General features: G+C 69.8%; 14 protein-coding genes. 6 read left to right on the forward strand and 8 right to left on the reverse strand.

Annotated features, from left to right (window positions below):
• Nucleotides 1–8 precede the first annotated feature (8 nt).
• From WME79_RS15285 to WME79_RS15300, 4 genes are all read left to right on the forward strand, one after another.
• A complete protein-coding gene (locus tag WME79_RS15285) occupies nucleotides 9–1,658 on the forward strand; it encodes a hypothetical protein (protein WP_437535809.1) in 1,650 nt (549 codons plus the stop codon).
• A gap of 37 nt (nucleotides 1,659–1,695) precedes the next feature.
• Nucleotides 1,696–3,249 carry a hypothetical protein gene (locus WME79_RS15290; RefSeq protein WP_437535812.1) on the forward strand — a complete coding sequence of 518 codons (1,554 nt, stop codon included), beginning with the start codon at nucleotides 1,696–1,698 and terminating at the stop codon, nucleotides 3,247–3,249.
• 23 nt (nucleotides 3,250–3,272) lie between these two features.
• Entirely contained in the window at nucleotides 3,273–4,787 is a 1,515-nt protein-coding gene (locus tag WME79_RS15295) for a hypothetical protein (protein WP_437535815.1), read from the forward strand.
• A gap of 224 nt (nucleotides 4,788–5,011) precedes the next feature.
• Nucleotides 5,012–6,019 (forward strand): tetratricopeptide repeat protein, encoded by a 1,008-nt coding sequence (locus WME79_RS15300; protein WP_437535818.1) that lies wholly within the window; start codon nucleotides 5,012–5,014, stop codon nucleotides 6,017–6,019.
• A 65-nt stretch (nucleotides 6,020–6,084) separates the two neighbouring features.
• On the opposite strand, the gene WME79_RS15305 is transcribed toward WME79_RS15300, so the two are convergent.
• The 4 genes from WME79_RS15305 to WME79_RS15320 form a co-directional block, all read right to left on the reverse strand.
• Complete coding sequence (locus WME79_RS15305; protein WP_437535821.1) at nucleotides 6,085–8,037, reverse strand: metallophosphoesterase; 1,953 nt, start codon at nucleotides 8,035–8,037, stop codon at nucleotides 6,085–6,087.
• Nucleotides 8,034–15,005, reverse strand: a complete 6,972-nt coding sequence (locus WME79_RS15310) for a pentapeptide repeat-containing protein (protein WP_437535823.1) — start codon at nucleotides 15,003–15,005, stop codon at nucleotides 8,034–8,036. The genes WME79_RS15305 and WME79_RS15310 overlap by 4 nt, the downstream gene beginning before the upstream one ends.
• A gap of 309 nt (nucleotides 15,006–15,314) precedes the next feature.
• Nucleotides 15,315–16,874, reverse strand: a complete 1,560-nt coding sequence (locus WME79_RS15315; protein ID WP_437535825.1) for a thiol-activated cytolysin family protein — start codon at nucleotides 16,872–16,874, stop codon at nucleotides 15,315–15,317.
• 104 nt (nucleotides 16,875–16,978) lie between these two features.
• Nucleotides 16,979–18,343, reverse strand: a complete 1,365-nt coding sequence (locus WME79_RS15320; protein WP_437535828.1) for a hypothetical protein — start codon at nucleotides 18,341–18,343, stop codon at nucleotides 16,979–16,981.
• A 410-nt stretch (nucleotides 18,344–18,753) separates the two neighbouring features.
• Here WME79_RS15320 and WME79_RS15325 point away from each other — a divergent pair, with 410 nt between their 5' ends.
• A complete protein-coding gene (locus tag WME79_RS15325; RefSeq protein WP_437535831.1) occupies nucleotides 18,754–19,419 on the forward strand; it encodes a hypothetical protein in 666 nt (221 codons plus the stop codon).
• 163 nt (nucleotides 19,420–19,582) lie between these two features.
• Here WME79_RS15325 and WME79_RS15330 read toward each other — a convergent pair whose 3' ends face one another.
• The 4 genes from WME79_RS15330 to WME79_RS15345 form a co-directional block, all read right to left on the reverse strand.
• On the reverse strand, nucleotides 19,583–20,296 hold the full coding sequence (locus WME79_RS15330) for an NUDIX domain-containing protein (protein WP_437535834.1): 714 nt from the start codon (nucleotides 20,294–20,296) through the stop codon (nucleotides 19,583–19,585).
• A gap of 198 nt (nucleotides 20,297–20,494) precedes the next feature.
• Complete coding sequence (locus WME79_RS15335) at nucleotides 20,495–22,840, reverse strand: hypothetical protein (protein ID WP_437535837.1); 2,346 nt, start codon at nucleotides 22,838–22,840, stop codon at nucleotides 20,495–20,497.
• A 24-nt stretch (nucleotides 22,841–22,864) separates the two neighbouring features.
• Entirely contained in the window at nucleotides 22,865–23,524 is a 660-nt protein-coding gene (locus WME79_RS15340; protein WP_437535839.1) for a class I SAM-dependent methyltransferase, read from the reverse strand.
• Entirely contained in the window at nucleotides 23,517–24,335 is an 819-nt protein-coding gene (locus WME79_RS15345) for a class I SAM-dependent methyltransferase (RefSeq protein ID WP_437535842.1), read from the reverse strand. Before WME79_RS15345 ends, WME79_RS15340 begins: the two co-directional genes overlap by 8 nt.
• 712 nt (nucleotides 24,336–25,047) lie before the next feature.
• On the opposite strand from WME79_RS15345, the gene WME79_RS15350 reads away from it, so the two are divergent.
• Nucleotides 25,048–25,287 carry a hypothetical protein gene (locus WME79_RS15350; protein WP_437535844.1) on the forward strand — a complete coding sequence of 80 codons (240 nt, stop codon included), beginning with the start codon at nucleotides 25,048–25,050 and terminating at the stop codon, nucleotides 25,285–25,287.
• The last annotated feature ends 38 nt before the right edge of the window (nucleotides 25,288–25,325 follow it).

The raw sequence follows: 25,325 nt of genomic DNA on the forward strand, positions 1-25,325 counted from the left end.
GCAAGGTCATGCGTTCAAGAGCTAGATCCGTGGGTCGCGGTCGAGGGCTCCTCCGTGCGCTGGCGTCCGTCGCACTCGGTCTGGCCGGAGCGGCCGGCAACACGGGGTGCTACTCGGACAGCTGCGCAGAGTCCTACCTGTGCGAGCCGGAGCCGTCTCCCTGTGATGGGGATCCTGCGACGGCGACGGCGCTCGACATGTGCGGCGTGTTCGTCAGCGAGGAGGGCGACGACAGCAGCCCCGGCACGAAGGACGCGCCGGTGAGGACGTTGCAACGCGCGGTCGGCCTCGCCGCGCACGTTCGACGGAGCGGCCAGGCGCCGACCCGGCGCGTGTACGCGTGCGGCGGGTTGTTCGAGGAGGCCATATCGCTCCCCCAGGGTGTCGACATCTGGGGCGGTCGTCTGTGTGCCGGCGGCGACTGGTCCTACGGAGGGCCGCTCGACGGATCGAACGCGTTGACCGTCATCGCGCCGCCCGTGGGGATCCCGGTGCGCGTCCTCGGGGGGGACGACGCGGTCATCGCGGGGGACGACGCGACGTCGGTGATCTTCGGCGTGCGCGTCGTGGCGGCCGACGCCTCCGCGAGGGATGGCAAGTCGTCGATCGCGATGATCCTGGAGCATGGGGCCAGGGCGATCGTGTGGGGGAGTGAGATCCTCGCAGGCGACGGCAAAGATGGAGAGCCTGGTGAGGACGCGCCGAGCTTTCGCGCGAACGCCGGCATGGTGGGGAACAACGGCGCGGACGCCTGCACCGCGGACGCGGCGCGGGGCGCCCTTCCGGTCGTGACCGTGTGCGACGATGGGATCGAGTCGACGGGCGGCGAGGGGAGCGATGGAGGCCTCGAGACGGGCAGCGACGGGGCGCCAGGACTGCCGGAGCCGGTCGGGACTCCGGACGATCGCGGCCTGGCTGGTAGCGGCGCGTCCAGCATGCCGTGCACAGAAGGGAAGAAGGGAGCAAACGGCGCCCCTGCAGAGCACGCTGCCGGAGCGGCGAGCGCTGGCCTCCTGGGCATCGATGGATGGGTCGGCGTCCGCGGTAAAGACGGGGAAAAAGGCGGCGTCGGCCAGGGCGGCGGCGGAGGTGGTGGCGGCAAAGGGCGCGACCCCATGGACGTCCCCATGAACGCGTGTCCGGCGGATCGGCCCCAACTCGGTGCGGCCGGCGGCAGCGGCGGCAGCGGCGGCTGCGGGGGCAAGGGGGGCAAGGGCGGCGGCTACGGCGGCGCGAGCATCGCGATCGTGGCCTTGCAGGGGAGCGAACTCACGGTCGACGCCAGCACGGTCCTCGGGGCCAAGGGCGGCAACGGCGGGGTCGGCGGAACGGGACAGTGGGGAGGCTTTGGCTGGGACGGCGGCCGAGGTGGACGCGGTTCTCTGACCGACACGTCGCGAGGGTGCAGTGGCGGCCTTGGCGGCGACGGCGGTCGCGGGGGCGATGCTGGCGGCGGTCTCGGGGGCCACTCGCTCGGCATCGGCTCCGTGGGCGCCTCCGTGGCCATCTTGGAGAATGCGACGGTCTCGCCCGGACAGGCCGGCAAGGGAGGTCTCGGCGGCAACGCAACCTCCGAAGACATGCCGGGCGAAGGGAAAGACGGGATTGCGTGGTTCTGGCACCGGTTCGATGCGCCAGCCCCGGAACCGCCTCGATGACCCGCCCTGTGCTGGCGGCACCCGTCAGGAGACGCACATGAAACAGCGCACCGCGGTCACCTTGGTTCTTCTGCTGTCCCCGTGGGCACCCGGCTGCGGAACCGTGCCCGACGTGAACGACCCTGGCGTGACGCCTTGTGAAGGCACCTCGTGCGTGGACGAGCCGCCCCCGGAGTCGGTGTGCGTGGAGCACGTCGCCGCCGACATCCTCGACGACGGCTGCGGCGTGTTCCTCGCCGGAAACGTCGGCGGCGGAGACGACAGGAACCCCGGCACGAAGGAGAAGCCGGTGTACACCATCCCGCGGGCCATCGAGCTCGCGAGCGCTGGACGAGGGCGCGTGTTCCTCTGCAACGAGGGATTCAGCGCGAGTCAGTTCAGGGTGCCCTCCGGCGTGGATCTTCTCGGGGGCTTCCACTGCCTGACATGGGTGCGCGATCTCGTGCGCCCATGGACCCTGATCAATAACGAGCGGGTGGACAGCCCCATCGCCATGGCGGTCGTCGAGCCCGCGGGCCCCGAGGACAGCGGCGCCGCGGACGGGGTGTCGACGCTCGCCGACCTCCACTTCACCTCGTGGGGCCCGATCGGCTTGCTCGCTCAGTCCGACACGGCAGTGGAGATCCTGCGGAGCGAGATCGGCGCGGGCGGCGCATTCGGCCACATCGATGGCGAGATGTGGCCTCATTACAGCCCACCGGCTGGACCGGATGGCATGTTCGCTGCGGAGGCGTGCTCGGCGGCCGTCGTCGCCGGCGGGCCCACGACCGTGAACCGGTGCGAGAGCGGGCTCACGAGCATCGGCGGCAAGGGAGGGGATGGGCTGCCCGACAGCGCCGAGGACGGAGGCGACGGTGAGCCCGCTTCAGGGCGGGACCCCTCGCCCTCGGGGGTCGGTGGCACCGCGGAGCAGGACAACACCAGATGCCATGTCGGATCCGACGGGGCCTCTGGGGTTCCGGGGACGCACGGGGTGCTCGGCACGGGCATCGGGCGCCTCACTGAGACCGGGTGGGAGGGCGAGACGGGGGGCGAGGGGACGTGGGGCACCCCGGGCCAGGGTGGCGGCGGCGGCGGCGGTCGGCGGGGCGGGTTCGCCATGTGCGGCGCGGCTTCCAAGGGAGGCGGAGGAGGAGGCTCGGGTGGGGCCGGCGGTTGCGGTGGCCGAGGGGGCCGCGGGGGAGCGAACGGACATCCGACCATCGGCGTCCTCGCGCTTCACGCCCGGGTGACCGTGCGCGACAGCGTGATCACGGCGGTCTCCGGCGGCTATGGCGGCGACGGAGGGCCACCCCAGGAAGGCGCCAGCGGCGGTCGAGGCGCACCGGGCGCCGCCGATGTGGACGTCCTTCAGGGCTGCAGGGGCGGCAGCGGCGGCGACGGAGGGCCCGGCGGCTACGGCGGCCCAGGGCGCGGCGGCGACTCGATCGGCGTCGCCTACCTCGACGAGGACCAGCTCACGCTCGAGGGTGTCGCCTTCGAGATCGGACCGCCGGGCAAGGGCGGCGTGACCTGGACGCGGTCTGGCGACGAGATCCGAGCGGAGGACGGCATCTCCGTCGAGACGCGTCGTTTCCCTGAGGGGCCGTGATGAGCACCTATCGAGGGAAAACCATGCGAAGCCCGAGCCTGATGTGCCTGTCCTCTGCGCTGTTGCTCGTCACGGCCGGCTGCAGCACCGCCCCGCCAGAGGGCGCGCCGTCGGAGTCCTCCTGTCTCGAGCGCCTCGCCGCCGGTATTCCGGAGTACGGCTGCGGGGTGTTCGTCGCTGGGGGCACCTCCGGGGCGGATGACGAGAACCCCGGCACGAGGTCCAGGCCGGTGAGCGATCTGCTCCGCGCCATCGAGCTCGCGCGTACCGAGCGAGGGCGCATCTTCGCGTGCAACTACCCATTTTACGGTCCCATCGCGCTGCCGTCCGGCGTGGATCTCATCGGGGGATTCAACTGTACGACGTGGGAGCGTGAGATCGACGATCCCGAGAGGGTCACGTCGCTGAGGCCGTCGCCGGGCTCGCACGCCCTCCCCTTGGCCGTCATGCCGCCAAGCCGCGGAGATACGGGGGCTGCGGACGGGGTATCGACGATCACGGACGTGCTGCTCTGGACGGATGGTCCGCTCGCGATGCTCGTCTACTCCGAGACGGCGGTGGAGCTCATCCGGGGCCAGATTTACACCAAAGCCGGGTCGGTGGGCGAAGATGGCTACCCGTGGCCCTCGTCGAACCGGGCAAGGCACGGACCCGATGGTGAGGAGGGGGGAGACGCATGCTCGGCGGCCACCGTTCCTGGCGGCGCGGCGGCGGAGAACCCGTGCTTCGAGGCCATCTCGGGCACCGTCCCGAGCACCGGCGGCCAAGGAGGGGATGGGCTGCCCGACGGCGCTGGCGACGGCGAGGACGGGGAGCCGCGCGTGGCGGCCACCTCGGCGGACGGACGGGGAGGAGCGGGCGAGTTGACGGGCACCCCTTGTGAAGCGGGTCGAGCTGGGCTCGATGGCGAGCCTGGTGCGCTGGGTGCCGCCGACGAGGGCATCGGGCGCATCAGCACGAGAGGATGGGAAGGCGGCAGAGCCGGCTACGGAGGCGACGGCATGCCAGGCCAGGGCGGCGGCGGGGGTGGCGGTCGTCGGGGCGGGGTCGCCGTCTGCGATGCGGCGTCCAGGGGAGGCGCCGGCGGCGGCTCCGGGGGTGCTGGCGGCTGCGGTGGTCGAGGCGGTCGAGGGGGCCAGAACGGACAGCCGACGATCGGCATCATCGCGCTTCACGCCAAGCTGACCGTGCGCGATACCTTCATCTCGACAGGCGAGGCCGGTCCGGGCGGCAATGGCGGCGCCCCTGAGAAAGGCGGCCGAGGCGGCCGAGGCGCTCCGGGAGGCGCCTTGGGCGACGGCACCCGATCCTGCGCCGGGGGCGACGGGGGTGACGGGGGCCCCGGCGGCTACGGCGGCCCCGGACGCGGCGGCGACTCGATCGGCATCGCTTACCTCGACGAGGACCGGCTCACGGTGGAGGGGCTCACGGTGGATCTGGGACCGCCGGGCGAGGGCGGCATCAGCTGGAACCCCGATGGCACGCTGGTGAGGGGGCCGAGCGGCGAGACCCACGAGACGCTTCGCTTTGCCGAATAGCCTGCAGCCATGTCCGGGGAGGACGGCGCGGAGCTCAACGCCAGCCAGGACGGACATCGACGGTCCCGAGCGCGCCGGCGTCCTCCTTGGCTCGCCGGTGTCCACCTCGACCCCGCGCCGCGCGGTCTGCTCCGGGGCCATGTAGCGCGACCTCCTCGGCGACGTACCCGAGCTCGGTCGGGTGAACAGTAGCGGCGCCGAGCGCTCCGATAGGCGCCTGCCAGGTGCGCTATCCTCGCAGCACCATGGAACGCTCACCCGACTGGCTCTCCATATGCACCGACGCCATCGACCTGGCCGCGCAAGATGCAGCAGCCCTTGAGACCCACCTGCTGAAGAGCCCGAACGACGTCGAAGCACGCGTAAAATTGCTCGGGTTCTATTTCACGAACCAAGATGGTGATGCGCAGCGCCGACGAGAAGAACACGTTCACTGGCTGATCTCACATCGCCCAGAAATCTACCTTATGGGTTTCGCGCGCATCGACTCGCAAGAATATCCGGATGCGTACAACGAGGGAAAGCGCCTCTGGTTGAGTGCGGTATCCAGCAGGCCCAACGACGTTGCCATCTTCAGGAATGCCGGGGAATTCCTTTCGGCTGGAGATCCAAACTTGGCCGAAGAGCTGTACAAACGAGGAGCCACGATCGAGCCGGACACGTCGGACTGGCGACAGCTCCTGGGCCGGCTGCGCTTGAGGTCCAGCATTGGGTCCACATCGAGCGAAGAACGAACACGACTTGCGCGAGAGGCACTCGCGGAATACGAGGCGGCGCTCACGCTTGAGCGCTCTACGCTTGGAGCGCTCGGAATTCTCATGGACATCGCAAGGTCAGCAGTCATGTCCGAGAATTACGAGCGGGCGATCGAGGCCGCAGAGCGACTGCTCGCCGATGCCACGGATCACGTCGACACATTTCAGTACGGAAACGCCGTGCATTGCGCACACATCGCGCTGGGAAAGGTCGCGATGGCGCGCAACGATTCGGCCAGCGCAGCAGAACACCTACGGGCCGCGGGCGAGGTCCGCGGCTCGCCACAGCTCAACTCGTTTGGGCCCGATTTTGAGCTCGCATCCCAGTTGTTCGCCATCGGGCAGCGAGACGCCGTTGTCTGCTACATCGACAGTTGTAAGAAGTTCTGGGAGAGCGGCGCATCACTGCTTGAAAAATGGGCGCTCGTCATCGAGCGCGGCGAGGCGCCAGATTTCTCGAAGCGCTGGATGGACTGACCAATACCGCAATCGCGAAGTGGCTAGACGGCGGCAGCCGGGAGCCACATGCATCGACACCGGCGCTACTTCCCCGGCGCGAACGGCCCCATCGACGCCCGCCGCGTCCAGGTCGCGCCCTCTCTCACCATGCGCCTCACGTGGATCTGATAGCCGACCTCGCCGCCCACGCCGTCGCGCGCTATCTCGATCTCGTTGTAGCCGTTATGCTCCTGCACCTCCCGGCTCGAGAGCGACGGCGCCGCTGCGATACGGATCGTCCAGTCCTCATGTCGCTCCGGCCATTGCTCCTTGCCGAACCAGCCTGTGTGGCTGTGGCCGTGGAGCACCAGGCAGAACTCCTTGTGGGCCAGCGCGTCCTTCACCTCACCGGCGTTGATCAGGCCGCCGAAGCGGGCGAGCTCGGTGGACGGCAGCGGGGACACCGGGTGATGCAGGACCGCGATCCGGATCGGCGCGTGCCACTGCGCCCTGCGCAGGCGCTGGAGATCCGCGTCATGGACCAGGCCGGGATCGATGCGCGACACGTGGTCGCGCAGCGCCGCGGCGCGCTCGGCGTCTGGCTCCTCCATGGCGCCTTGCCGCAGGCGGCCGATGAGCGAGAGGAGCTCGTCCCGGACCGGATCCTTCTCCTCCTGGCCGCCGAACTCCGCCGATCCGAGCAGCGCGAACTCCACCCCGAGATCCGCATACCGCGCCACGGCGAGCGCCCGTGTCGCCGGGGGCTCCTCGAGCGGCGGCCGCGCGCAGCGCGGGTGATCGCCGAACGCCCTCGCGAAAGGCTCGTGGCGCGCCTGCGCGCCGGCCGGCGCGGGCCCCGCCGCCTGCCGCCAGTCGACGTCGTGATTGCCGCCCACGAGCAGCACGTTGGGCTCGTCGGGCGGCAGGCGAGGGTGCTTGGCGAGGTGCCTGGAGACCTGATCGAGCCAGAGGCGGGCCTCGGCGTACTGGGCGTCATCGGCCCACTCGGCGACGTCGCCGGACACGACGAGCAGGTGCGGCGCGCGGCCTGCCGCGGCGAGCTCGGCGACGTGCTCGACGTAGTGATCGCAGACGCGCGGGGGGCCCAGCCCGCCCTTCATGGTGTCGCCGTGCGGGTTCCTCTCCTTCACGTCGACGCGCTCGGCGGATTTCGGGCCGAAATGGATGTCGGAGACATGGTGGATCCGCAGCGGGCACAGGTTCGCTTCGAGGATCGGATCGGCGAGCACGGGGCGCCCGTCCCGCTGCTGGACGAGGCCGCAGCGCTCGAGCAGATCGACATTCTCGTCGCGAGGCGCTGCGCCGCGCGCGATCTCGCGGAGCGCGCTCCGCTGCGCGTCGGTCAGCCCGTCCTCGAACACGGCGCGGTGATAGGCGAACTCCATGCGCTCGCTGCTCACGCGCGCCGCCTGCAGGAGCGTCCATGGGGTGTTCGCCAGAGCGGGAGATTGCTCGGCGAGCTCGAAGACGAACTCGAGCAGGAAGGGATTCCGGCGCCAGGTGGCGGGCAGCTCGGGGAGGAGCGCCCTCGACACCGCGGTGCGGGCGAGCTTGAGCGCCTCGCTGTGCGTGAGGGGATCGAGGAAGCGCATGTCCCGCGAGCAGACGAGCCCGGCGTCGCCGGCGGCCGCGCGTTCGAGCGCGATCCACTCGGCGGGGCTCATCGCCAGGAAGATCCTTGTGTTGGTCGTGTAGAGGTCGACGCACCAGCGCAGGAAGGCGCTCGCGTCGCGCGGGCTGCCGCCTTGGCCGGCGAGCTGCGGCTCATCCAGGAGGAGCGTTGTCCCCGGCGGCACGCTGGGGAGCGCCCGGCCGAACTTGCGGAGGTCGAGGTAACGCACGCTCGTCTTGTCGGCGAGGCCGAGGTGGTGCTCGAGCGCCTTGAGCGTCCACGTCTTCCCGGCCCTGCGCGCGCCGACGAGCGGCCAGAGCACACCGTTCGCGGGGAGGGACGTCAAGAGATCCAGAAGGTGGCTGTGATCGCGGACGTCGCGCTCCGGCGAGTAGGGTCTCCTCACGTCGAACGCGCGCGTCATGACTCCCTCCCTGTCTGTCTGGCGATCCGTCGAATCCAGTCAAAGAAGGGCGGATCCGCGAGCCATTCCCCGAATGCATCGCAGAGGCCCGCGTCGCAGAGGACGGCGACGTCCTCGGAAGGCAGCCTGCGCACCTCGGGCAGCGCCGCGTCGGGGGCGCCGCGGAGGGCGCCGAGGACGGCGCGCGCGCGCTCGGGCAGCTCGGCCCAGCGCGGGCGGAAGAAGGCCGTGTCGCGATCGAGGAGCAGGCGCTGCTCGTAGAGCTCGCGCACGCCGGCGCGCTCCACCAGGGCGCGGCGCTGGCCTGCGCGGACGGCCTGGACGAGGGCATAGCCCATCACCTGGAGATAGAAGGGCCATGGGCCGCAGAGCTCGACGATCCAGCGGGCGGTGCGCTCGGCCTCGACGGCGACGTCGGGAGGAGCGGTGTCGACGAGGAAGCGGATCGCGTCCGCCTCGGGGAGCGGGCCGAGGTTGACCGGGGTGACGTCGTTGCCGAACGAGGAGCCCGGGGCGGCGGCGAAGGCGTGCTCGACGACGGTGACCCAGTCCCAGTGCGAGCCGACGAGGACGACGCTGGTCTGCTCCTGGCCAACGGCGCGCAGCCACGCGAAGACGGTGGCGTCGGCCTGGTGGAGATTGGCGACCTCATCGAGGAGCAGGACGGCGTTGCCGGCGCTGGAGAGGCGGTCGCGGAGGGTGAGCGCGGGGGTGGCGTCGGACTGGAGAGAGGGGTCGAGGAAGGCGGCGAGATCGTCGGCGGTGCGGAGGGGAGAGGCGCGGCCCTCGAGAGAGCGGTGGTGGACGGCGCGGGCAGGGGAGAGGCGCGCGGCGAGGTGGTGGAGGATGGAGGTCTTGCCCGAGCGGCGCGGGCCGCGGAGGACCGCGGGGCTGCGGCCCTCGACGAGGGCGAGGAGCTCGGCGACGACGCGGGCGCGGCCGGGGAGAGAGGAGGCGTCGGTGAGGGCGGGGCCGGGGCGGAAGGGGTTGGGGAGGGCGTCGGCGGGGAGGGAGAGTGATTCGAGAGCGATCTCGAGGATGGCGGGCGCGTGCGTGGGGGCTGGGGCGGTGGCTGCGCGGGCAGCGGCGGCGAGCGCAGGAACGGTGAGCGCTGGCGCGGGGCCCGTCGTTGCGGGAACGGCGGCGCTGGGGCCGGAGCCGGAGGCCGTGGAGCCAGACTTGATGACCTGCGCTTTCCCATCCCAGGGGATGCCGCCTGCGTAGCCGTGCCTGGCGAGCTCCTCGCTGAGGTTGTCGCCGCTGAGATCTCCGGAGAGCGCAGCCTTCACCTTGTCGGCGCGGTGCAGGACGTCGCGGAAGCCGGCGAGGGGAAGGTAAAGCGTGGTCGTCGCGTCGGGGCGCAGGAGGGCGAGGCGGGCGCGGTCGGGGTGGAGCTTACCGAACGAGCAGAAGCCACCGGCGGTGCGCGTGAGGGTGGCGAGGCCCGCTGACTCGAACGAGGCGAGGAGCTTGCTGTCGAAGGCGTCCCAGATCCGTACCGAATCGTCCCCGGCGCTAGCCAGGCGCTTTCCGTCGGGGTGCCAGGCAATCGCCCGAATCCGGGAAGAATGACCCACGAGGCGAGCGAGCTGGTTGCCGGTGTCCGGGTCCCAGAGGCGCACCGTCCTATCAACTCCGGCGCTAGCCAGACGCTTTCCGTCGGGATGCCAGGCAACGGCCCTGATCGCAGCTGAGTGTCCCACGAGGCGAGCGAGCTGGTTGCCGGTGTCCGGGTCCCAGAGGCGCACCGTTTTGTCGAATCCGGCGCTAGCCAGGCGCTTTCCGTCGGGATGCCAGGCAACGGCAGTGACCCAATTCGAATGTCCTTCGAGGCGAGCGAGCTGGTTGCCGGTGTCCGGGTCCCAGAGGCGCACCGTGTTGTCGTCTCCGGCGCTAGCCAGACGCTTTCCGCCAGGGTGCCAGGCAACGGCCCGGACCGAATCCGAATGACCCACGAGGCGAGCGAGCTCGTTAGCGGCGTCCGGGTCCCAAAGGCGCACCGTGTTGTCGGATCCGGCGCTAGCCAGACGCTTTCCGTCGGGGTGCCAGGCAACGGCCCGGACCGAATGCGAATGACCCACGAGGCGAGCGAGCTCGTTGCCGGTGTCCGGGTCCCAGAGGAGCACGGTGTTGTCGTATCCGGCGCTAGCCAGGCGCTTTCCGTCGGGGTGCCAGGCAACGGCCCGGACCGAATGCGAATGACCCACGAGGCGAGCGAGCTCGTTGCCGGTGTCCGGGTCCCAGAGGAGCACGGTGTTGTCGTATCCGGCGCTAGCCAGGCGCTTTCCGTCGGGGTGCCAGGCAACGGCCCAGACCGAATGCGAGTGACCGACGAGCCGAGCGAGCTCGTTGCCGGTGTCTAGGTCCCAGAGGAGCACGGTGTTGTCGTATCCGGCGCTAGCCAGAACCTTTCCGTCAGGGTGCCAGGCCACGGCCACGACCGAATCCGAATGACCGACGAGGCGAGCGAGCTCGTTGCCGGTGTCCGAGTCCCAGAGGAGCACGGTGTTGTCGTTTCCGGTGCTCGCCAGACGCTTTCCGTCGGGGTGCCAGGTCATGGCGATGACCGAATCCGAATGGCCGACGAGGCGAGCGAGCTCGTTGCCGCTGTTCGGGTCCCAGAGGAACACGGTGTTGTCGTATCCGGCGCTAGCCAGACGCTTTCCGTCGGGGTGCCAGGCCACGGCCATGACCGAATCCGAATGACCGACGAGGCGAGCGAGCTCGTTGCCGGTGTCGGGGTCCCAGAGGAGCACCGTTTTGTCGTTTCCGGCGCTAGCCAGGCGCTTTCCGCCAGGGTGCCAGGCCACGGACATTACCGAATGCGAATGACCGACGAGGCGAGCGAGCTGGTTGCCGGTGTCGGGGTCCCAGAGGCGCACGGTGTTATCGTATCCGGCGCTAGCCAGGCGCTTTCCGTCGGGGTGCCAGGCCACCGCGATGACCGAATGCGAATGACCGACGAGGCGAGCGAGCTGGTTGCCGGTGTCGGGGTCCCAGAGGCGCACGGTGTTATCGTATCCGGCGCTAGCCAGGCGCTTTCCGTCGGGGTGCCAGGCCACGGCCATGACCGAATCCGAATGACCGACGAGGCGAGCGAGCTGGTTGCCAGTGCCCGTGTCCCAGAGGAGCACCGTCCCGTCGTATCCGGCGCTCGCCAGACGCTTGCCGTCAGGCGCCCAGGCGATCGCATGGATGGCTGCGGTGTGTCCCGAGACGAGCGCCGCCTGCACCTGCGGCGGTACCGGAGCAAGGTTGCGCCTGCGCTCGAGGAGCTCGTTCTCTCCCGCAGCCAGCCATGCGCTCACGTCCGCGCCCTCGGCTCGCACGTCATTCCAGCGGCATCCTGTCCAGGTCGACTGCCGGAAGACCGCGCCCATGAGGTTCGCCGCCTCGACGACGGCACCGTTCGCCTCGGCCTGGGTGAAATCTGCGCGATGTGCGATCACGCGTCGGAGGAGCGTTCCATCGAGCTTCGCGCCCGAGAGCGTGGCTCCGCTCAGCACGGCGCCCGTCAGATCCGCTTTGGAGAGGTCGGCGCCGGCGAGGTTCGCGCCCTCCAGCTTCGCGCCGGGGAGGCGCGCCCCGCGAAGATCCTCGCGGGCGAGCTGCGCCCCGCGGAGATCCGCGCCGTCCGGGATCCAGTCCGCCGCATCGCCTGCCCATCGAGAGAGGCCGAGCAGCAGCCGCAGGGCGTTTGCAGCGGCCTCACCGGGTCGCTGGAGCGACCGCCGATCCTTCACCAGGAACGACTGGACCACGCGGACCGCACTCGCGCGCCTCGGCTCCCCGTCCGCCCTCAGAATCTCGCCGACGAACGCCGCGACTTCTTGCGTGATCGGCCTTGTCCGGAGCGCCTCCTCTGGCCGTTCAGGCAGCGTGGCGACCAGCGCGCGGGCGAGGAAGTACTCTAGGAACGACTTGTGCGCGAAGCGATACCCATTCTCGCCCTCGTGGACGAAGAACGCTCCGCCCTGGATCTCCAGGAACGCCGCGCCCGGCGGCATGCCCTCGGGCAGGAGCGGGAACAGGCGAGCGCGGACGGAGGTCTGGAGCTCCTGCCACGTACAGGTCGCCTTTCCAGACCGCCAGAGCTGCTCGGCCAGCGCCTCTGCAAACTCCTTCTTCTGATCGTCCGTGAAGCACTCCGGGTCGTCCTTCCGCGTGTTGTCGAGCCATCGCTTCAGGTACGCCTCGTAGAGATCCGCCCGGCCGACCTGCGCGCCAGGAGAGAGGTCGTCCAGCGTGGCCAGCACCATCCCGAGCAGCAGCGGCCGGTGCACCAGGTCCTTGAGGTCGTAGATCTTGGCGATGCGCGAGAGCGCCGCCATGGCGCCGCCCTCGCCGCGGATCTGCCGCACGAGATCGTGCACGTGATCGTCGGTGAACGGCTGGACCACGACGCGCCGGATCCCCGCCGGCGCGCCGAGCGCCTGCGAAAGCGCGCTCTCGGTCGTCGTCGTGAGGTGCGCCTGGCTGGGGAAGTAGTTGTCTCGTGAGGAGACGAGCACCTTTCCTCCGCCCGCCGCGATCTCGAGCAGCCCGGAGAGCCGGCCTGCGAGCTCCGCTGCCTCGAGGCGCGTCGCCATCTCGTCGAAGCCGTCGAAGCAGGGGATGAGCAGGCGATGCCGCGTGAGAAGGCGGACAGCGGCCCGATTCTCGGGAGCATCCTCGAGCCGGGCGGCCTGGAGCAGGAGCTGCTCTGCGCTCGCCGATGGGGACGCGCCGGCGAGGTTCACGAGGAGCGGTAGCGGCGTCGCCCCGGATTCCCAGCGCCTGTCGGCCCACACGGCGAGCGCGGTCGATTTCCCGAGCCCGAACTCGCCGAGGACGAGGGCTGTCGGCTCACCCGACGAGAGCCATGCGTCGAGGGCGCCGAGCATGGGTGTGGGCTCCCCGCCGTCGACACGGGCGTCGGGCTCGACGAACCTGCCGTCGACCTCGCGCAGCCGCTGGTTGCGGAGCGCCGCGATGACGGCGCGCGCGTTAGCGAAGCGGGGCAGGAGCCCTGCAATCCGGGTCATCAGAGCATCAGGCGGAATCGCTTGAGCTACGGGAACCGTCAGCCCTGCATCGGCGAAGGCGACGAGTATCGCGTCTAAGCAGCGCTCTACCCAGCTTTCGCCGCCGTCGGTCCACAGGGCCCACCCCGCGTCTCCCGATGACGCGACCGCGATCGTCGACGGAACAGGGTGAGCTTCTGACGAGATGCTCACGGCGGTGACATTCCGTCTCCCCGCTGCCGTCGCGAGCAGAAACAGGCTCTCAGCCGCGGCGATCTGATGTTCCGAGATCGTCGTGAGACGACGGTCCTCGTCAAGCTCCTCGCCGAGTCGGTACGTTCCGGCAGCCCCGGGCGCGCGCCGAGCGGAGTCCTTTACGACAGCCCTCAAGTCGGCTGGCCGCTTCGCGAACGAGAGAACCCACCCCTGAACCCTCCTCGTCCCGAGCGCCGCCGGGTCGAGCCCTCCCGGCACCACCCCACGCATCTCCCCCGCCGGCTTCTCGTCCTGCCTGCTCTCGTCAACCTCGCCCGTGCCGCGCACCGCCTGCGCCACAGCCCCGAGCGCCGCCACGCCGTCGCTCGTCCACTCGCCGGCCCCCCGCGTCGCGTCCACCGCCTTCCGGAGCCGCGCCTCGACCTCGCCGAATCCGGCCTCCCGCGCCTCGCGCTGCGCCATCCACCCGAACACCACGTCGGCGGCCGCGCCGGCCATCGCCGCCCGCAGCGCATCGAGCGGCAGCACCTCCGCCGGGAGCACCACCTCCCGCGTGAACTGCCGCAGCTGCTCGACGCTCGTCACCCTGTCGAGCTCGCCGTACAGCCGCCTGAGCCGCCTCCCCCGCGCCGCGGCCCCGGAGAGCGCGCCCGCGTTCAGCAACACGTCGCGCCCCTGCTCGAGCCGTGCGACGACCGCCTCCAGCGCATCGTCGTCGTCGCGCGCGAGCAGCCCCCGCGCCTCGTCGAGCCACCGCGCGTACGCCTCCCCGGCGGGGTGCCCGCGGTACACGAGCGTCGCCTCGGCGACCGGCACCACCGGCCGCGGCGCGTCGTATTGCGTCGACCTCCCGGCCCGCTCGTACCCGAGGTCGACGTCGGCGACGATCACCCCTTCGTCGCCCGGCCCGAGATACCCGGCGCGATCCGGAAACCGCTGCAGGTCGTGCGCCTGCCCCTCGTCGACATACACCGACGTGCCGCCGCCCTCCGCGCCGTCGCAATAGAGCACCGGCCGCCCGTACCGGCGCGCCTCTTCCCACGCCTTGCCGGCGAACTCCGGCAGCGTGTGGTGCGGCGTCAGGCTCGGCACGGCGAGGAATCGACACGCCCCGACGCGCTCCGCCACGAGCTTCCGGTGCGGTTCGCCCTCTCGAAACAGGAAGTCGAGACAGACCAGCACGCCCATGGGCCCCGGGAGGCCGTCCGGCATCTCGACGGGCGCCCAGGTCTCGCCAGGCCGCATCGAGCTCCGCTCCGGGATCGCCGGGCTCAGCTTCGCCTGCAGGCCGAGCAGCCTGCCGCCGTGGAGCACCGGGCACACCGACTGTCCCACCGCGGGGAGCGCGGCCGCACCGAGCCGCTCGTACACCCCGGATCGCCGCGCTGCCCGGTCGACCATGTGCGTCCCCGCCACGACGACCATGTCGCCCGCCGCGTCGGCGACGCCGCCGAGGATCTCCCAGGGGATGCTGTACTCGGGAAACACAACGATCCTTGCCCCGTACTCCAGGCAAGCCGACAGCACCGCGCGGATCCGCGCGAGGAGCTGCGCATCGTAGGCCTCGCGGATGCGCCGCCGGAGCGCCTCGAGCTTCGGCTTGATCGCGTCGGGCACATCGGCGCGCGCGGGGAGCAGCGAGTCCGCGGCTTGCCTTGGATCGAAGAGCGGGTCCTCGAGCGGAGACCGCCGATCGATGATGATCGCTGGGTAATAGGCGAGCTGTACGACAGCAACCCGCGTATACATCGCTCCCCCCGCCGCCATCTGCGTTCTTGTCCGCGCCTCGATCGGCGAGGCTATCGCGCGAGCGCGGCGCGTGGAAGCGAAAGCGGCGCGCCTGGCTGTCCGTGGCCAGACGCCTCGACGCGGGCGAGGCGCTGGCCCGCCTCTCCCCGGCAATGACCTTACCCCGAGCTCCCGGTGAACCTGCAAGGATACGGAGCGCGCGCATGCGTGCCGCCTAACACAGCCCGCGGGCACATCCGAGGAGCGCCCGCGAGCTCGGGCGCCGGAGGGCCCGCGGCGGAGGCGAAGCCGGCATGGCGCCGCGCTGGCTCAGCAGCTGTTGTCCCAGCTCCGGTTCAGCGTCGTCCCTTTGATCTTGTAGCAAATGTTGGGGGGGCCGTTCAGAGTGATGTTGAGCGCCTCCGCCCACGGATCCCAGAGGAGGCCGGTGGCCACCAGGCCGCGTATCTTCACGCTGCGCGCGTCGCCCGGCAGGTCGAGCCGATACGAGTAGCCCGCGGTCTTGTTGCCTGATGACCAGGATCTGCGCACGGTGTATTCATCGCTGGCGTCGGGCTCCTCCCAAGAGACTTCAAACTTCGCCACGTAGGCCCCGCGGTGCTCCAGCGCGAGGAAGCCGTTCGGGTGCTCGACGCTCTCTGTCTGGGTGTAGTCGGTCGTGAAGCCCATGGTGGCGATCTGGTTATCCTTCATGAAGGCCACCGTATAGGAGATGGGCGCCCCCGGGTTGTCCCTGCGGTACGTCGCGTCCTTCGCGATGTACTCCCGCAGCTTCTTCATGTCTTCCTCGCTGCCGACGAACGACGCGGCCGTCTGGGCGCCTCCGCCGATGGCGACCACCGTGAACGTGGCGTTCTTGGCGATGTTCTCGTACTGAGCACGCAGGCTGCCCCCCACCTCGATACGCCCGGAGGTCACCTGCTTCAGGGCGCCCTGCAGGTTGGCCCGGGTGTCTCGGGAGGTCGTATCCATTCGCACCATGAGAATGCGCCCATAGTCCACGCTGCGCACGTACGCCGGGGGGTGCTGGGCATCGACCACGAGACGCACGTCAGGGAGGGACACGGAATCCGCGAAGAAGTCCGACGGTCGGCCGGGGGCGTCGATGGTGACCGTGTAGAAGACCTGCTTGAAGAAGGCGACCGCCGCCGATGTCTCAGAGGTGCTGCTGACGTCGAGCTGTGCCGAGGCGCTCCCGCTGGCCCACTTGGCGTTGAAGCCCAGCTCCAGCGCGGCCTGCTGGGACGTGTACGCGGTCTTGACCTCCAGGTAGGAGCGCGCCGGGTTCACGTACCCGCTCGACGCGGCGAGCGCGTTCCACTCTTCAAGCATCTCGACGATCGCGTTTTGAACGGACGAATTGGTCGTATTCTCGACCGCACGGTGGCCGTTTCGCAGCCCTGGAAGATCGATGGATATGTTCATTTTCCCGCGGGGGAGCGTGATAGGTACCGGCTGCCCCTCCATCAGGTTGCGGTCCGCGATGACCAGCGCCCCGGGGAAGATCACCCCCGCCGTGGGGCGCAGGATCGCGACGTCCGAGAGGTTCTTGCGCAGCGAGTGCCTCGTCTTGGTGGTGACGATCACCGCGTTGCCCGTGCTCTTGCGCTCCCTCACCGGCTGCGCCTCTGTGGCGCCGTCCTCCTGCACGCTCAGGAGCTGGCGTGGATCGTAGCTCAGGGAACGGACGTAGGCGTCGATGTCGCTCCGGGCGGCGGCCGACGACGGCTCGCTGCTCGCTTCCACGTCTGATTCCCCGCTCAGGGTGGTCTCGTCATCCTCGCCGGCCTCCGGATCGCCGGCGGCCACGCACGCGCTCCCCGTCAGGCCCATGTGGGCCATCAACACAACGAAACCGAGCTGCTTCATGGTTCCCTCCTGCCCTCGCGCGTGACCCTCGAGGGGCCACGGCGACGGCCGCGCGCCGGCGGCTGGCGCGGGTTTCTAGGACGAATGGTCTGTGAGGCGGAGCATTAATTGGATTTGGTGAATACATCATTGATAGTCGACGAGAACTTATCCCAATTCTTAAATCCGACGTTGGTAGCGCTGTCTCCGTCGACGTACTGGATGCTGGCACTAGTGACGAATGGCACTATGGATCGAAACTCCATGACGACCACCGGCTGATTTTTGTTGATCTTCATGAGATCGATAGGCTTGTCGATAATCTTGCTAAGGGTGCGCGGGTTTTGGTCTTCTTTTAACGCACGGGCAAATTTATGGGCTGGCCGATAGCAATCTCCATTTTGCTCGAGGCAAAGACGATGCAATCCATCGGGCGGATTGAGAAATGATTTTCGTATAAATTGCCTGTCGTTTTCGGGGAGCGCAGCCCAAATTTGGCTCAGTGGCGTCTTTGGAAGCATGCTGAACTCATTCTTGACGTGGGCCGCCCTCAGTGTCCCGGACTCGCGGTGTATATTGCGCCACGTGACCACGTTGATGCCCATCGCCATGAGCATCATGAACGCTTTTGAGTTGGAGTCCATCGACTCGTCGAGCTGAGATAGGATTTTAGGAGTTGCCTTGTACATGGTTGTGCCGGTTTTTCTCGCGTCAAGCATGCGAGCGTCGACAATTTTCTGCCGTTTGTCCCACAGATCCGCGAGCAGTACGCCCAGGTTAACCTGTGTCCACACTGCGGGTGATTCTTCAGATGCTTGCATTATTCTCTGGATGTCGTTCCTGGATGATAGCGATGATGTATCGATCCATGGTTTGAAGATCTCGATGTAACCCGTGGCCGCGCTGTTGTATTTGTTCGACTCTTTCTTGCGGCCACACCTGTCGAGGTCTCCGTTTGTGTCGTTCTTGTTCATGACGAAATTTAAGTCACCGGGTGCTTGGTTCTTGTTGAGGTAGCTGAGGACGTCGTCCCAGCTTGCGGCACACACATCTGTACCCTTCGGGCTCTTCCGCTCAGTGCAATTTTGCTGTACGCTCTTGATGAATCTGTCGACCGTCTTGAGCACCCGCTTCCAGTTGTCTCCCATCTCTTTGTTGACGGTGAACGGGGCGGTGACGATTTCGAATACCCGGCCCTCTGCGTTGCCATCATCCCACGTGATGCTCACGAGGGGATAACCGTTGAGCTCCTCGCCTTTGGTGCACATCACGACCTGAGGGGTAGCAGCTTCTGGATCTACGAACGTTCCACGATTGTCCTTGACAGTCACTTGTATCCGATTGGGCTCGAACTCCCACTCGATGCCAGCCGTGGGGACGGCAGAGAAGGCAGAACGAGCGCCTGCGCAGAGCACGCCGGCGGCGGCCAAGGCAGCGATCGTGGTCGGCCGGACCGCTCGGTGTTTGGGCGCGGAAATCGTGGTGGTCATCGCCATCTCCTCTCTGTCCATGTGCGCGGGCTGTCCGCGCGTGCAGCAGGCAACCGCGGGCAGGAGAGCTCGCCGTGCGCAATGAGCCCTCTCCGGTGTTCCCGGTCGATCGGTTCCCCCTCGCCTCATCATTGAATGAATCAGCTCGCTCAGCAAGCGATGGGGTCGAACGCCGCCGGCTCGACGGATCGACCTTGACGGGAATATCCAGGCGGCGCAGGTTCCTCCTGTCGATGCTCTCCAGCGACACATCGACCGCATGGATCTCGAGGAACGTGGAGGGGATCGGCGAAACCCCCGAGCTTCCGTCAGGGCGCCGCAGATGGCGTCGAGGCTCTGGAGCGGGGAGGATCGGTGCTGGTGGACATGCAGTCGCACTGCGGCGTGCGTTGGCTAAAGGAGTGTGGACCATGAAGATCTCATCCGGGTGTTCTCGAATCCTCCAGGCCGTCGTGATGGCGAGCGCTCTTCCATCTCTCGCGTTCGCAGGAAACAGCGCCTACTACAACTGGTACTTCGAGGGGACGCCGCGCGGGCCAGAGCAGGGCACCCACGGCACGGGCATGGGCCATTGCCCGCCGTCGTCGGTCGTCAACGGCGTCCAGTATTTCGATGGAGGAGACTCCGATTGGATGGACGGCATCGGTGTGTCCTGCATCAACTTGCACACTCGCCAGGAGACCTACCATAACTGGTACACCGGCGGCGTACTCGGCAGCGAGCAAGGCACGCATCTGAGTGGCGGCGGCAAGTGCCCCGCGGGGCACGTCGTCAACGGCGTCCAGTACTTCGGAGGCGGCGACTCGGACTGGGTCGACGGCATCGGGCTATCCTGCTTGCGCCTGAGCGACGGGGAAGTCCACAGCGTCAACTGGTACACGGGGCGGGAACCTCGGGGCAGCGAGCAAGGCACCCAAGGCTCCGGGATGGGGATGTGCCCGCCGGGCATGGTGGTCACCGGAATCCAGTACTTCGAGGGCGGTTACTCGGACTGGGTCGACGGCCTCGGCGTCGTCTGCTCCGACGCACCCGATTCACCAGCGTCACCCTACGGCGACGGCGGTCTGCCGCGCTGACGGCGGCGATGCGCAGGAAGGCCACGACCGACCGGCCACACCGGCGGATCGGATCACCTGCCGCGCGCGGCTGCTCGACTGGAGAGCAGCTCGCGCGGCCGCGTGCTCGGGCCCGGAGCGTGGGGCTCGCGCGCCGTGCCGAGCGACAGGGCCGCGAGCGGCGTCAAGAGCAGCTGGGCAGCTGCTTTATCGCTAGCTTGAACCAGCCGGAGGGGGAGCTCAGGTACTCGTCGAGGCCCTCTCCGTTCCATGCGGAGCGCTTGGCCTCGTCGTACTGCTCCCTCATCCAGTCGGGCATGACGTACCCGAGCGCACCGCGGTCCCGCGGCGGCGCTGGCCGGAAGTAGTGACCTGCGATGGCCGCCGGAGAAACCACGACCTCGTGCAGCTCGTCGTCCTGTGTGGTCGCGGCGTCGAGGTTCGCCTGGATGGCGCTCGCGAGCGCCGTGACCTCTTCCACGCGCACGTACTGCACCGCATACAGATCGCCGGTCTCCTGAGAATACACGGTGATCGTCGATCGCGACAGCACACCTCGGTAGGCGCGCACGTCGATCCCCGTCTGCTCCTTGAACTCGCGGATCGCACACTTGGGCGCGTCGCCTTCTTCCGGATCTGCGAGGCCGCCCGGAATCACGTACTGTCCAGCGTTGAGCAGCGCGGTGGGCCTCGACAGCGTCGTCCCGCCGTTCCTCTTCATGATGATGTTTTTTCGGGCGAGGAGGACGTCGGCGCCGACCTCGGAGTCGCAGTCATAGGCCAGCACATAGCAGGCCTTCAGGCCATCCGCGAAGGCGGCGGACGTGGAGAACCCGAGCTGTATAGTCAACGCACAAACGGTCGCGATCGCGCGACGGGAGTACCTCGGTGCGGCCATGACATCGGCTCCTTTCGCTCATGCAGGCGACCACCCCTCGACGTCGGAGATCGGGGAGCCCGAAGACTCAGGGGGCCATGGCAGCATGAACGAGTACTTCTTTGGTAGAGCGGAGCGGCCAGTCAATGGATGGCCGAACGGACCCCCGCTGGCCCTAATTCCACGATAGGGCGTCGCATGTTTGGCAGGGACGGGACACTAATCCAGGCTTCCGCCGGGAGAGCGCGGGCGACCCTCGGAGCGGCGGGAGGGGAGCCGGCCGCGGCGGAAGAGCGGCCGCCGGAGGTGCGGCGCCCCCAGCGCGAGCGCAGCCCCGCACGCGAGCGCGAGCCCCTGCAGGTAAAACCGCGGCAGCGCCACCACCGCCTCCAGGTGGTGCCGGCCGGGCCCGACGCGCACCGCGAAAAATCCCGGGGCGACGCGCCTCGTGGCCAGCTCGACGCCGCCGTCGCGCACGCGCCAGCCGCTGTACGCCGTGGCGCGGAAGACCACGTCGACCGGAGCCTCGGCGTCGACGATCGCCTCGTACGCGCCCGGCTCGCGCGGCACCTCGCGCACGCTCGAGCGGGCCGCGTCGCAGCCGTCGTCGGCCACGGCCACGCGCTCGAGCGGGCCGCGGGTGGCCTCCAGCGCCACGAGCTCGCCGGGCGTGTCGAGCACCGTGCGCGGCTGCTCCAGGTGCTCGAAGAGCGCCGCGAGCAGATCGGCCTCCCGGCCGCGCCATACCTCGCGCACGCACCCGAGCCCCACGTAGTCCGTGCCGCCCACCCGCCGAGACAGCTCGACCTCGCCGCGCCTGTCCACGAGCGCCCATGCCTCGGGCGGCCCCGGCCGTTGCGTGGTCAGGTGGATGAGCGTGCGGATGCCGAGCGCCTCCGCGCGCGCGGCGCTCCCGGGGCGCTCGGGCGCCACCTTGAGGAAGGCAGCGGCGTGAACGCCCACATGCGAGCCCGCGCCGGTCGAGACGGCCATCGGGACCGCGCGGCGGAGATCGGCCGCGTGCATCATGGAGCAGGTCGCGAACTCGTCCTCGACGGCGTAGCTCGCGCGGCCGTGCGGCGCCTCGGCGAGCCAGCGGGCGATGAGATCGGGGTCGAAGCCCTCGGCGGGCGGCGGGCAGCTGCGCGACGCGACGAGCGCGGCCTGTTTCTCTGCAAGGACGTGGAGATCGGCCGCGCGGGCGGGGATCTCGAGGGCCGCGACAAGCGCGAGCGCGGCCGGCAGGAACCCCGCGAGCGCGGCTGGCAGGAGCCCGGCGAGCGCGGGGCGCGAGCGGCGCGCGCCCCGCGCTGCCAGCGCGGCGCCGATGCGCGCGAGCGCCGCGGCGGCGAGATCGAGCGCGCTGAGGATGGCCGCGGCCGCGACGAGCGGCAGGAGGGCGAGGGCGCGCATCGGCTGGAACAGCGAGAGCAGTGCGCGGCCCAGCGGGCCTGCGCCGACGATCCAGCCGCCGCTCATCGAGAGGAGCAGCACGAGCGCCGACGCCGCGAGCACGGCCCGCGACGCCGGGGCGCGGAGGCGCGTCGCGTGCAAAGTGTGCAGGAGACAGGCAGCGATCCACGCGGAGCCGATCACCGGCGCGTGCTCGTAGTCGAGCAGGTCGCCATCGAGCATCCACGGCAGCACGCGCTCGGGCCCGAAGCCGATGTGCCGCCAGCCGAGGCCGGCAGGCCAGCCGAAGGGCGCGGCCATCGACGCGATGCCGGGGCCGTAGAGCGCGACAGCGACCAGGCCGCCGCCGGCGAGCGAGCGGAGCACGCGCGCGCACAGGCGGCGATCCCACGCGGCGATCGCGGCCGCGCCCAGGACGGCGGCGCTCACCGTGAAGACCTGCGGGTGCGTCGCCGCGCAGGCGGCGGCGAGCGCCGGCCCGAGCTCGAAGCGGGCGGGGCGGATCACCGCGGCGGCCCAGGCGATGACGAGGGGGATGACCAGGATCTGCGAGAGCAGCCCGAGGAGGAAGAACGACGGCCACCCGCCGGCGAACTGCACGTACGGCGCGACCCACGCGAGCGCCACCGCGCCGGCGGCGGCCGCCGCGGGCCGCGCGCCGACCGCGCGGGCCGCCGCGAGGACGACCAGCGGGGCCCCGACGAACGCGGCGAAGCCGAGCCCCTTCACCGCGACCACCGGCGCGACGCCGAGTCGGATCAGCGCCGCCACGAGCAGCCAGCCGATCGGCGGGTAGTGCAGCGCGATCGGGAAGCCGCCGTTGTTCGTGGCGATCCACCCGTGCGGCAGGCCGCTCGTCGCGATGTCGTAGGCGATGGCGAGGTGCGAGATCGTGTCCTTCGACAGCGCGGCGCCGGGCCCGGCGAGCGCGGGCGCGTCGCGCAGCGCGGGCAGGAGCGCGGCCGCCACCGCCGCGGCGGCGGCGAGCCAGGCCAGGCGCGGCGCGGGCCCGGGCGCGACGGGTACGGCCGGCGCGGACGCGACGGATACGGCCGGCCCGGGCGCGGGCGCGGCGGGTCCGGCGGCCGCGCCGGCGCGGAGCTCGGCCAGCCGGAGGACAAGCACGCCGAGCGCGAGCAGGAGGTAGAGCATCAACGGAGCTCCCCGGCGCCCAGGTCAACCCGGGGCGCGCCGCCAGGTGCCGAGGAGCGACCAGCCTGTGAGCGTGCGCCGCACCGACACGAGCCGCATCCGCTCCCCGACGTCGAGCGCCGCGAGGCTGTGCTCGTCGAACTTGCTCGGGTGGATGTGCTTGCGCGAGAAGCCGTCGCGGCGCGCGATCCACTCGAGCACCGTGGCCTCGAGGAGCGGCAGCGTGGACAGCCGGCCGTAGTTCGGGGTCGTCAGCAGCAGCGCGCCGCCCGGCGCGAGGCGCGCCGAGAGCCCGCGCGCCCAGCGCGACGGATCGAGGGTGTGCTCGACGACCTCCTTCGCGAGCACGACGTCGAACGGGCCGTCGAACCCTCGGCCCGTCGGGAGCTCGTACGGCCCCGGACAGACGGCGAAGCGCTCTGCGCGCCCCGGGTAGAGGCGCCGGCACGCCTCGATGGCGCGCGCGTCGAGATCGCACCCATAGAGCTCGGTCGTGGGCGGCGCGCCGGGGATCTCCCCTTCGAGGCCGCAGCCGACGAGGAGCACGCGCGGGCTCGGGCCGCGCGCGGCGATGGCGCGGGCGAGGGGGCGGGTGAGCGCGCCGTGGTAGAGCGACCACGGGAACCGCTCGCGGCGGCGGTGGTTCGAGAAGTAGTCGCCGGGCGTCGCCGCCGGGTCAGCCATCGGGCCCTGCCTGCGCCACGAGCAGGTACTCGGCGGCCGCGTCGCCGCCCGGGGCGAGGCGCCCGAGCGCGTTGACCACGGTGCGCGCCAGGTCAACGGTGAGCGGGCGGAGCGCTGGCATCGCGACCCAGCGGCCGGTGAGCTTGCGCATCACGTAGCCGAGCAAGCTCGGGTACAGCATGAAGTCGAACGCCCACGAGGTCGGCCGGCCCGCGATCGGGCGCGTCTCCACGAGGTCGAAGCCCGCGCGCGCGAGGTGATCGCGCCAGCCCGCCTCGTCGTAGAGGTGGACGTGCGAGAAGACCCGATCGAGCGCGTCGCCGTACGCTCGCGAGAGGCCGACCAGGCCCACGGAGCGGAGCGCCTCGGGCAGGGCGAGCTGGTACGTCCAGTCGGGCGTGGGCACGATGAGCACGAACCGCGCCCCGGGCTTGAGCGCGCGCCGGATGTTCACGAGGGCCCCGTGGAGATCGGGCACGTGCTCGAGGCTGCAGTTGGCGATGGCGCTGCCGAAGAACCCCTCGGGCAGGTGGACGTTGACGATGTTGCCGCAGATGAGCGTGCGGTACGACGCCGTCCGCTGCGCGCGCTGCACCTCGGTCGGGTTGATGTCGATGCCCCAGGCCTGCTTGTCCGGGTAGGCCAGGCGCGCGAACAGGCCATCGCCGCAGCCGACGTCGAGCAGCGGCTCCGGCAGATCGAGCTCGCGCACGGCGCGCAGCCGCACGCACTCGCGGATGGCGAGCGCCGCCGGCGCGAAGGCGTAGTAGGCGGAGAAGTCGTCGGCGTCGAGCGGCCACTCTCGGTCCATGGGAGCGCTCATCACCCGTGGAGGCGCAAGGAGCGCCGGTACGCGCGGACCGCTCCGGTCGGGTGTGGCTCATCCGGGGATTCGACGATGGCCGTGAGCGCTCCGAGATCGCGGTGCGGCAGTGGCATGCGCCGCATCCTAACATCGGAGCGGCGCTCCCCGGGTACGGCCTAAATTCGCCGACACGGGGTCAGAAGCTCGCCGCGACCGAACCCGCCACGGGCTTCGGCGAGAGGTTCCAGTAAAGCAACGGCATGGCCTCGGCCGCCCGTTACATTGGAGGGGACGTCGCGGAGCCTACGCTCGGACACGCCTTCATCGAGGCGGACTGCGGCGCGCCGCGTGGGCGCGGCTCGACGTGTCGGCTCCGGAGGCTACGAGCGGAAGACGCGGCGATTCGCGAGGTCCGCCGGCTGCGATCGCAGTGCGTGAGCAGATCGTTGATGGCACTTGGTGTGTCGAAAGGAGAATGTAGTGGGTCGAGCGCGCGTAAGTGGTTTGCGATGCCGCCGCGCGGGCGAAACTGCGTTTTTTTTTCTTCATCACGTCCGCACGGAGTGCCAGTTTGCTTCCGCCATACGAAACCGATTCGATCGGCTGGCGAAGGATATCGCTCAAGAGGGGATGACACCGATCGCTCGGTCCTCTGCTACGCTTCCGAGCGGAGGTCGCCCAGCGCGGGCCAGCGACACCGGAAGAAGAGGAGTTCGTGATGACCACGCAGGAACTCGTCGAGCAATACATCGAGCAGGGACGCACGCTGGGGATGGCGCAGGCGACGATCGAGCTCTACGAAGCTCGGTTCGGCCCCCCGCCGCCATCGCTACGGTTGGCCGTGGAGGCGATGCGCGACTTGTCGACGCTCCGAGCGTGGCTCCTCCTCGCCGGCACCGGGACGCGCGAGGAAGTGCACCAGGCCCTCGCAGCCGGTCCCCCCGAGCGCTCGTCCTGACCCCCGCCGCCAGCTCATCCCGCCAGCCGCCCGGCGAC

This window comes from Sorangium sp. So ce726, assembly GCF_051521405.1.
Classification (GTDB): Bacteria; Myxococcota_A; Polyangia; order Polyangiales; family Polyangiaceae; genus Sorangium.

What these genes read in the sequence shown, in the direction of transcription:
- WME79_RS15285 (WP_437535809.1), top strand. Translation starts at nt 9, where the DNA reads ATGCGTTCAAGAGCTAGATCCGTGGGTCGCGGTCGAGGGCTCCTCCGT.
- WME79_RS15290 (WP_437535812.1), top strand. Translation starts at nt 1,696, where the DNA reads ATGAAACAGCGCACCGCGGTCACCTTGGTTCTTCTGCTGTCCCCGTGG.
- WME79_RS15295 (WP_437535815.1), top strand. Translation starts at nt 3,273, where the DNA reads ATGCGAAGCCCGAGCCTGATGTGCCTGTCCTCTGCGCTGTTGCTCGTC.
- WME79_RS15305 (WP_437535821.1), bottom strand. Translation starts at nt 8,037, where the DNA reads ATGACGCGCGCGTTCGACGTGAGGAGACCCTACTCGCCGGAGCGCGAC.
- WME79_RS15310 (WP_437535823.1), bottom strand. Translation starts at nt 15,005, where the DNA reads ATGTATACGCGGGTTGCTGTCGTACAGCTCGCCTATTACCCAGCGATC.
- WME79_RS15315 (WP_437535825.1), bottom strand. Translation starts at nt 16,874, where the DNA reads ATGAAGCAGCTCGGTTTCGTTGTGTTGATGGCCCACATGGGCCTGACG.
- WME79_RS15320 (WP_437535828.1), bottom strand. Translation starts at nt 18,343, where the DNA reads ATGACCACCACGATTTCCGCGCCCAAACACCGAGCGGTCCGGCCGACC.
- WME79_RS15325 (WP_437535831.1), top strand. Translation starts at nt 18,754, where the DNA reads ATGAAGATCTCATCCGGGTGTTCTCGAATCCTCCAGGCCGTCGTGATG.
- WME79_RS15330 (WP_437535834.1), bottom strand. Translation starts at nt 20,296, where the DNA reads ATGGCCGCACCGAGGTACTCCCGTCGCGCGATCGCGACCGTTTGTGCG.
- WME79_RS15335 (WP_437535837.1), bottom strand. Translation starts at nt 22,840, where the DNA reads ATGCTCTACCTCCTGCTCGCGCTCGGCGTGCTTGTCCTCCGGCTGGCC.
- WME79_RS15340 (WP_437535839.1), bottom strand. Translation starts at nt 23,524, where the DNA reads ATGGCTGACCCGGCGGCGACGCCCGGCGACTACTTCTCGAACCACCGC.
- WME79_RS15345 (WP_437535842.1), bottom strand. Translation starts at nt 24,335, where the DNA reads ATGGACCGAGAGTGGCCGCTCGACGCCGACGACTTCTCCGCCTACTAC.
- WME79_RS15350 (WP_437535844.1), top strand. Translation starts at nt 25,048, where the DNA reads ATGACCACGCAGGAACTCGTCGAGCAATACATCGAGCAGGGACGCACG.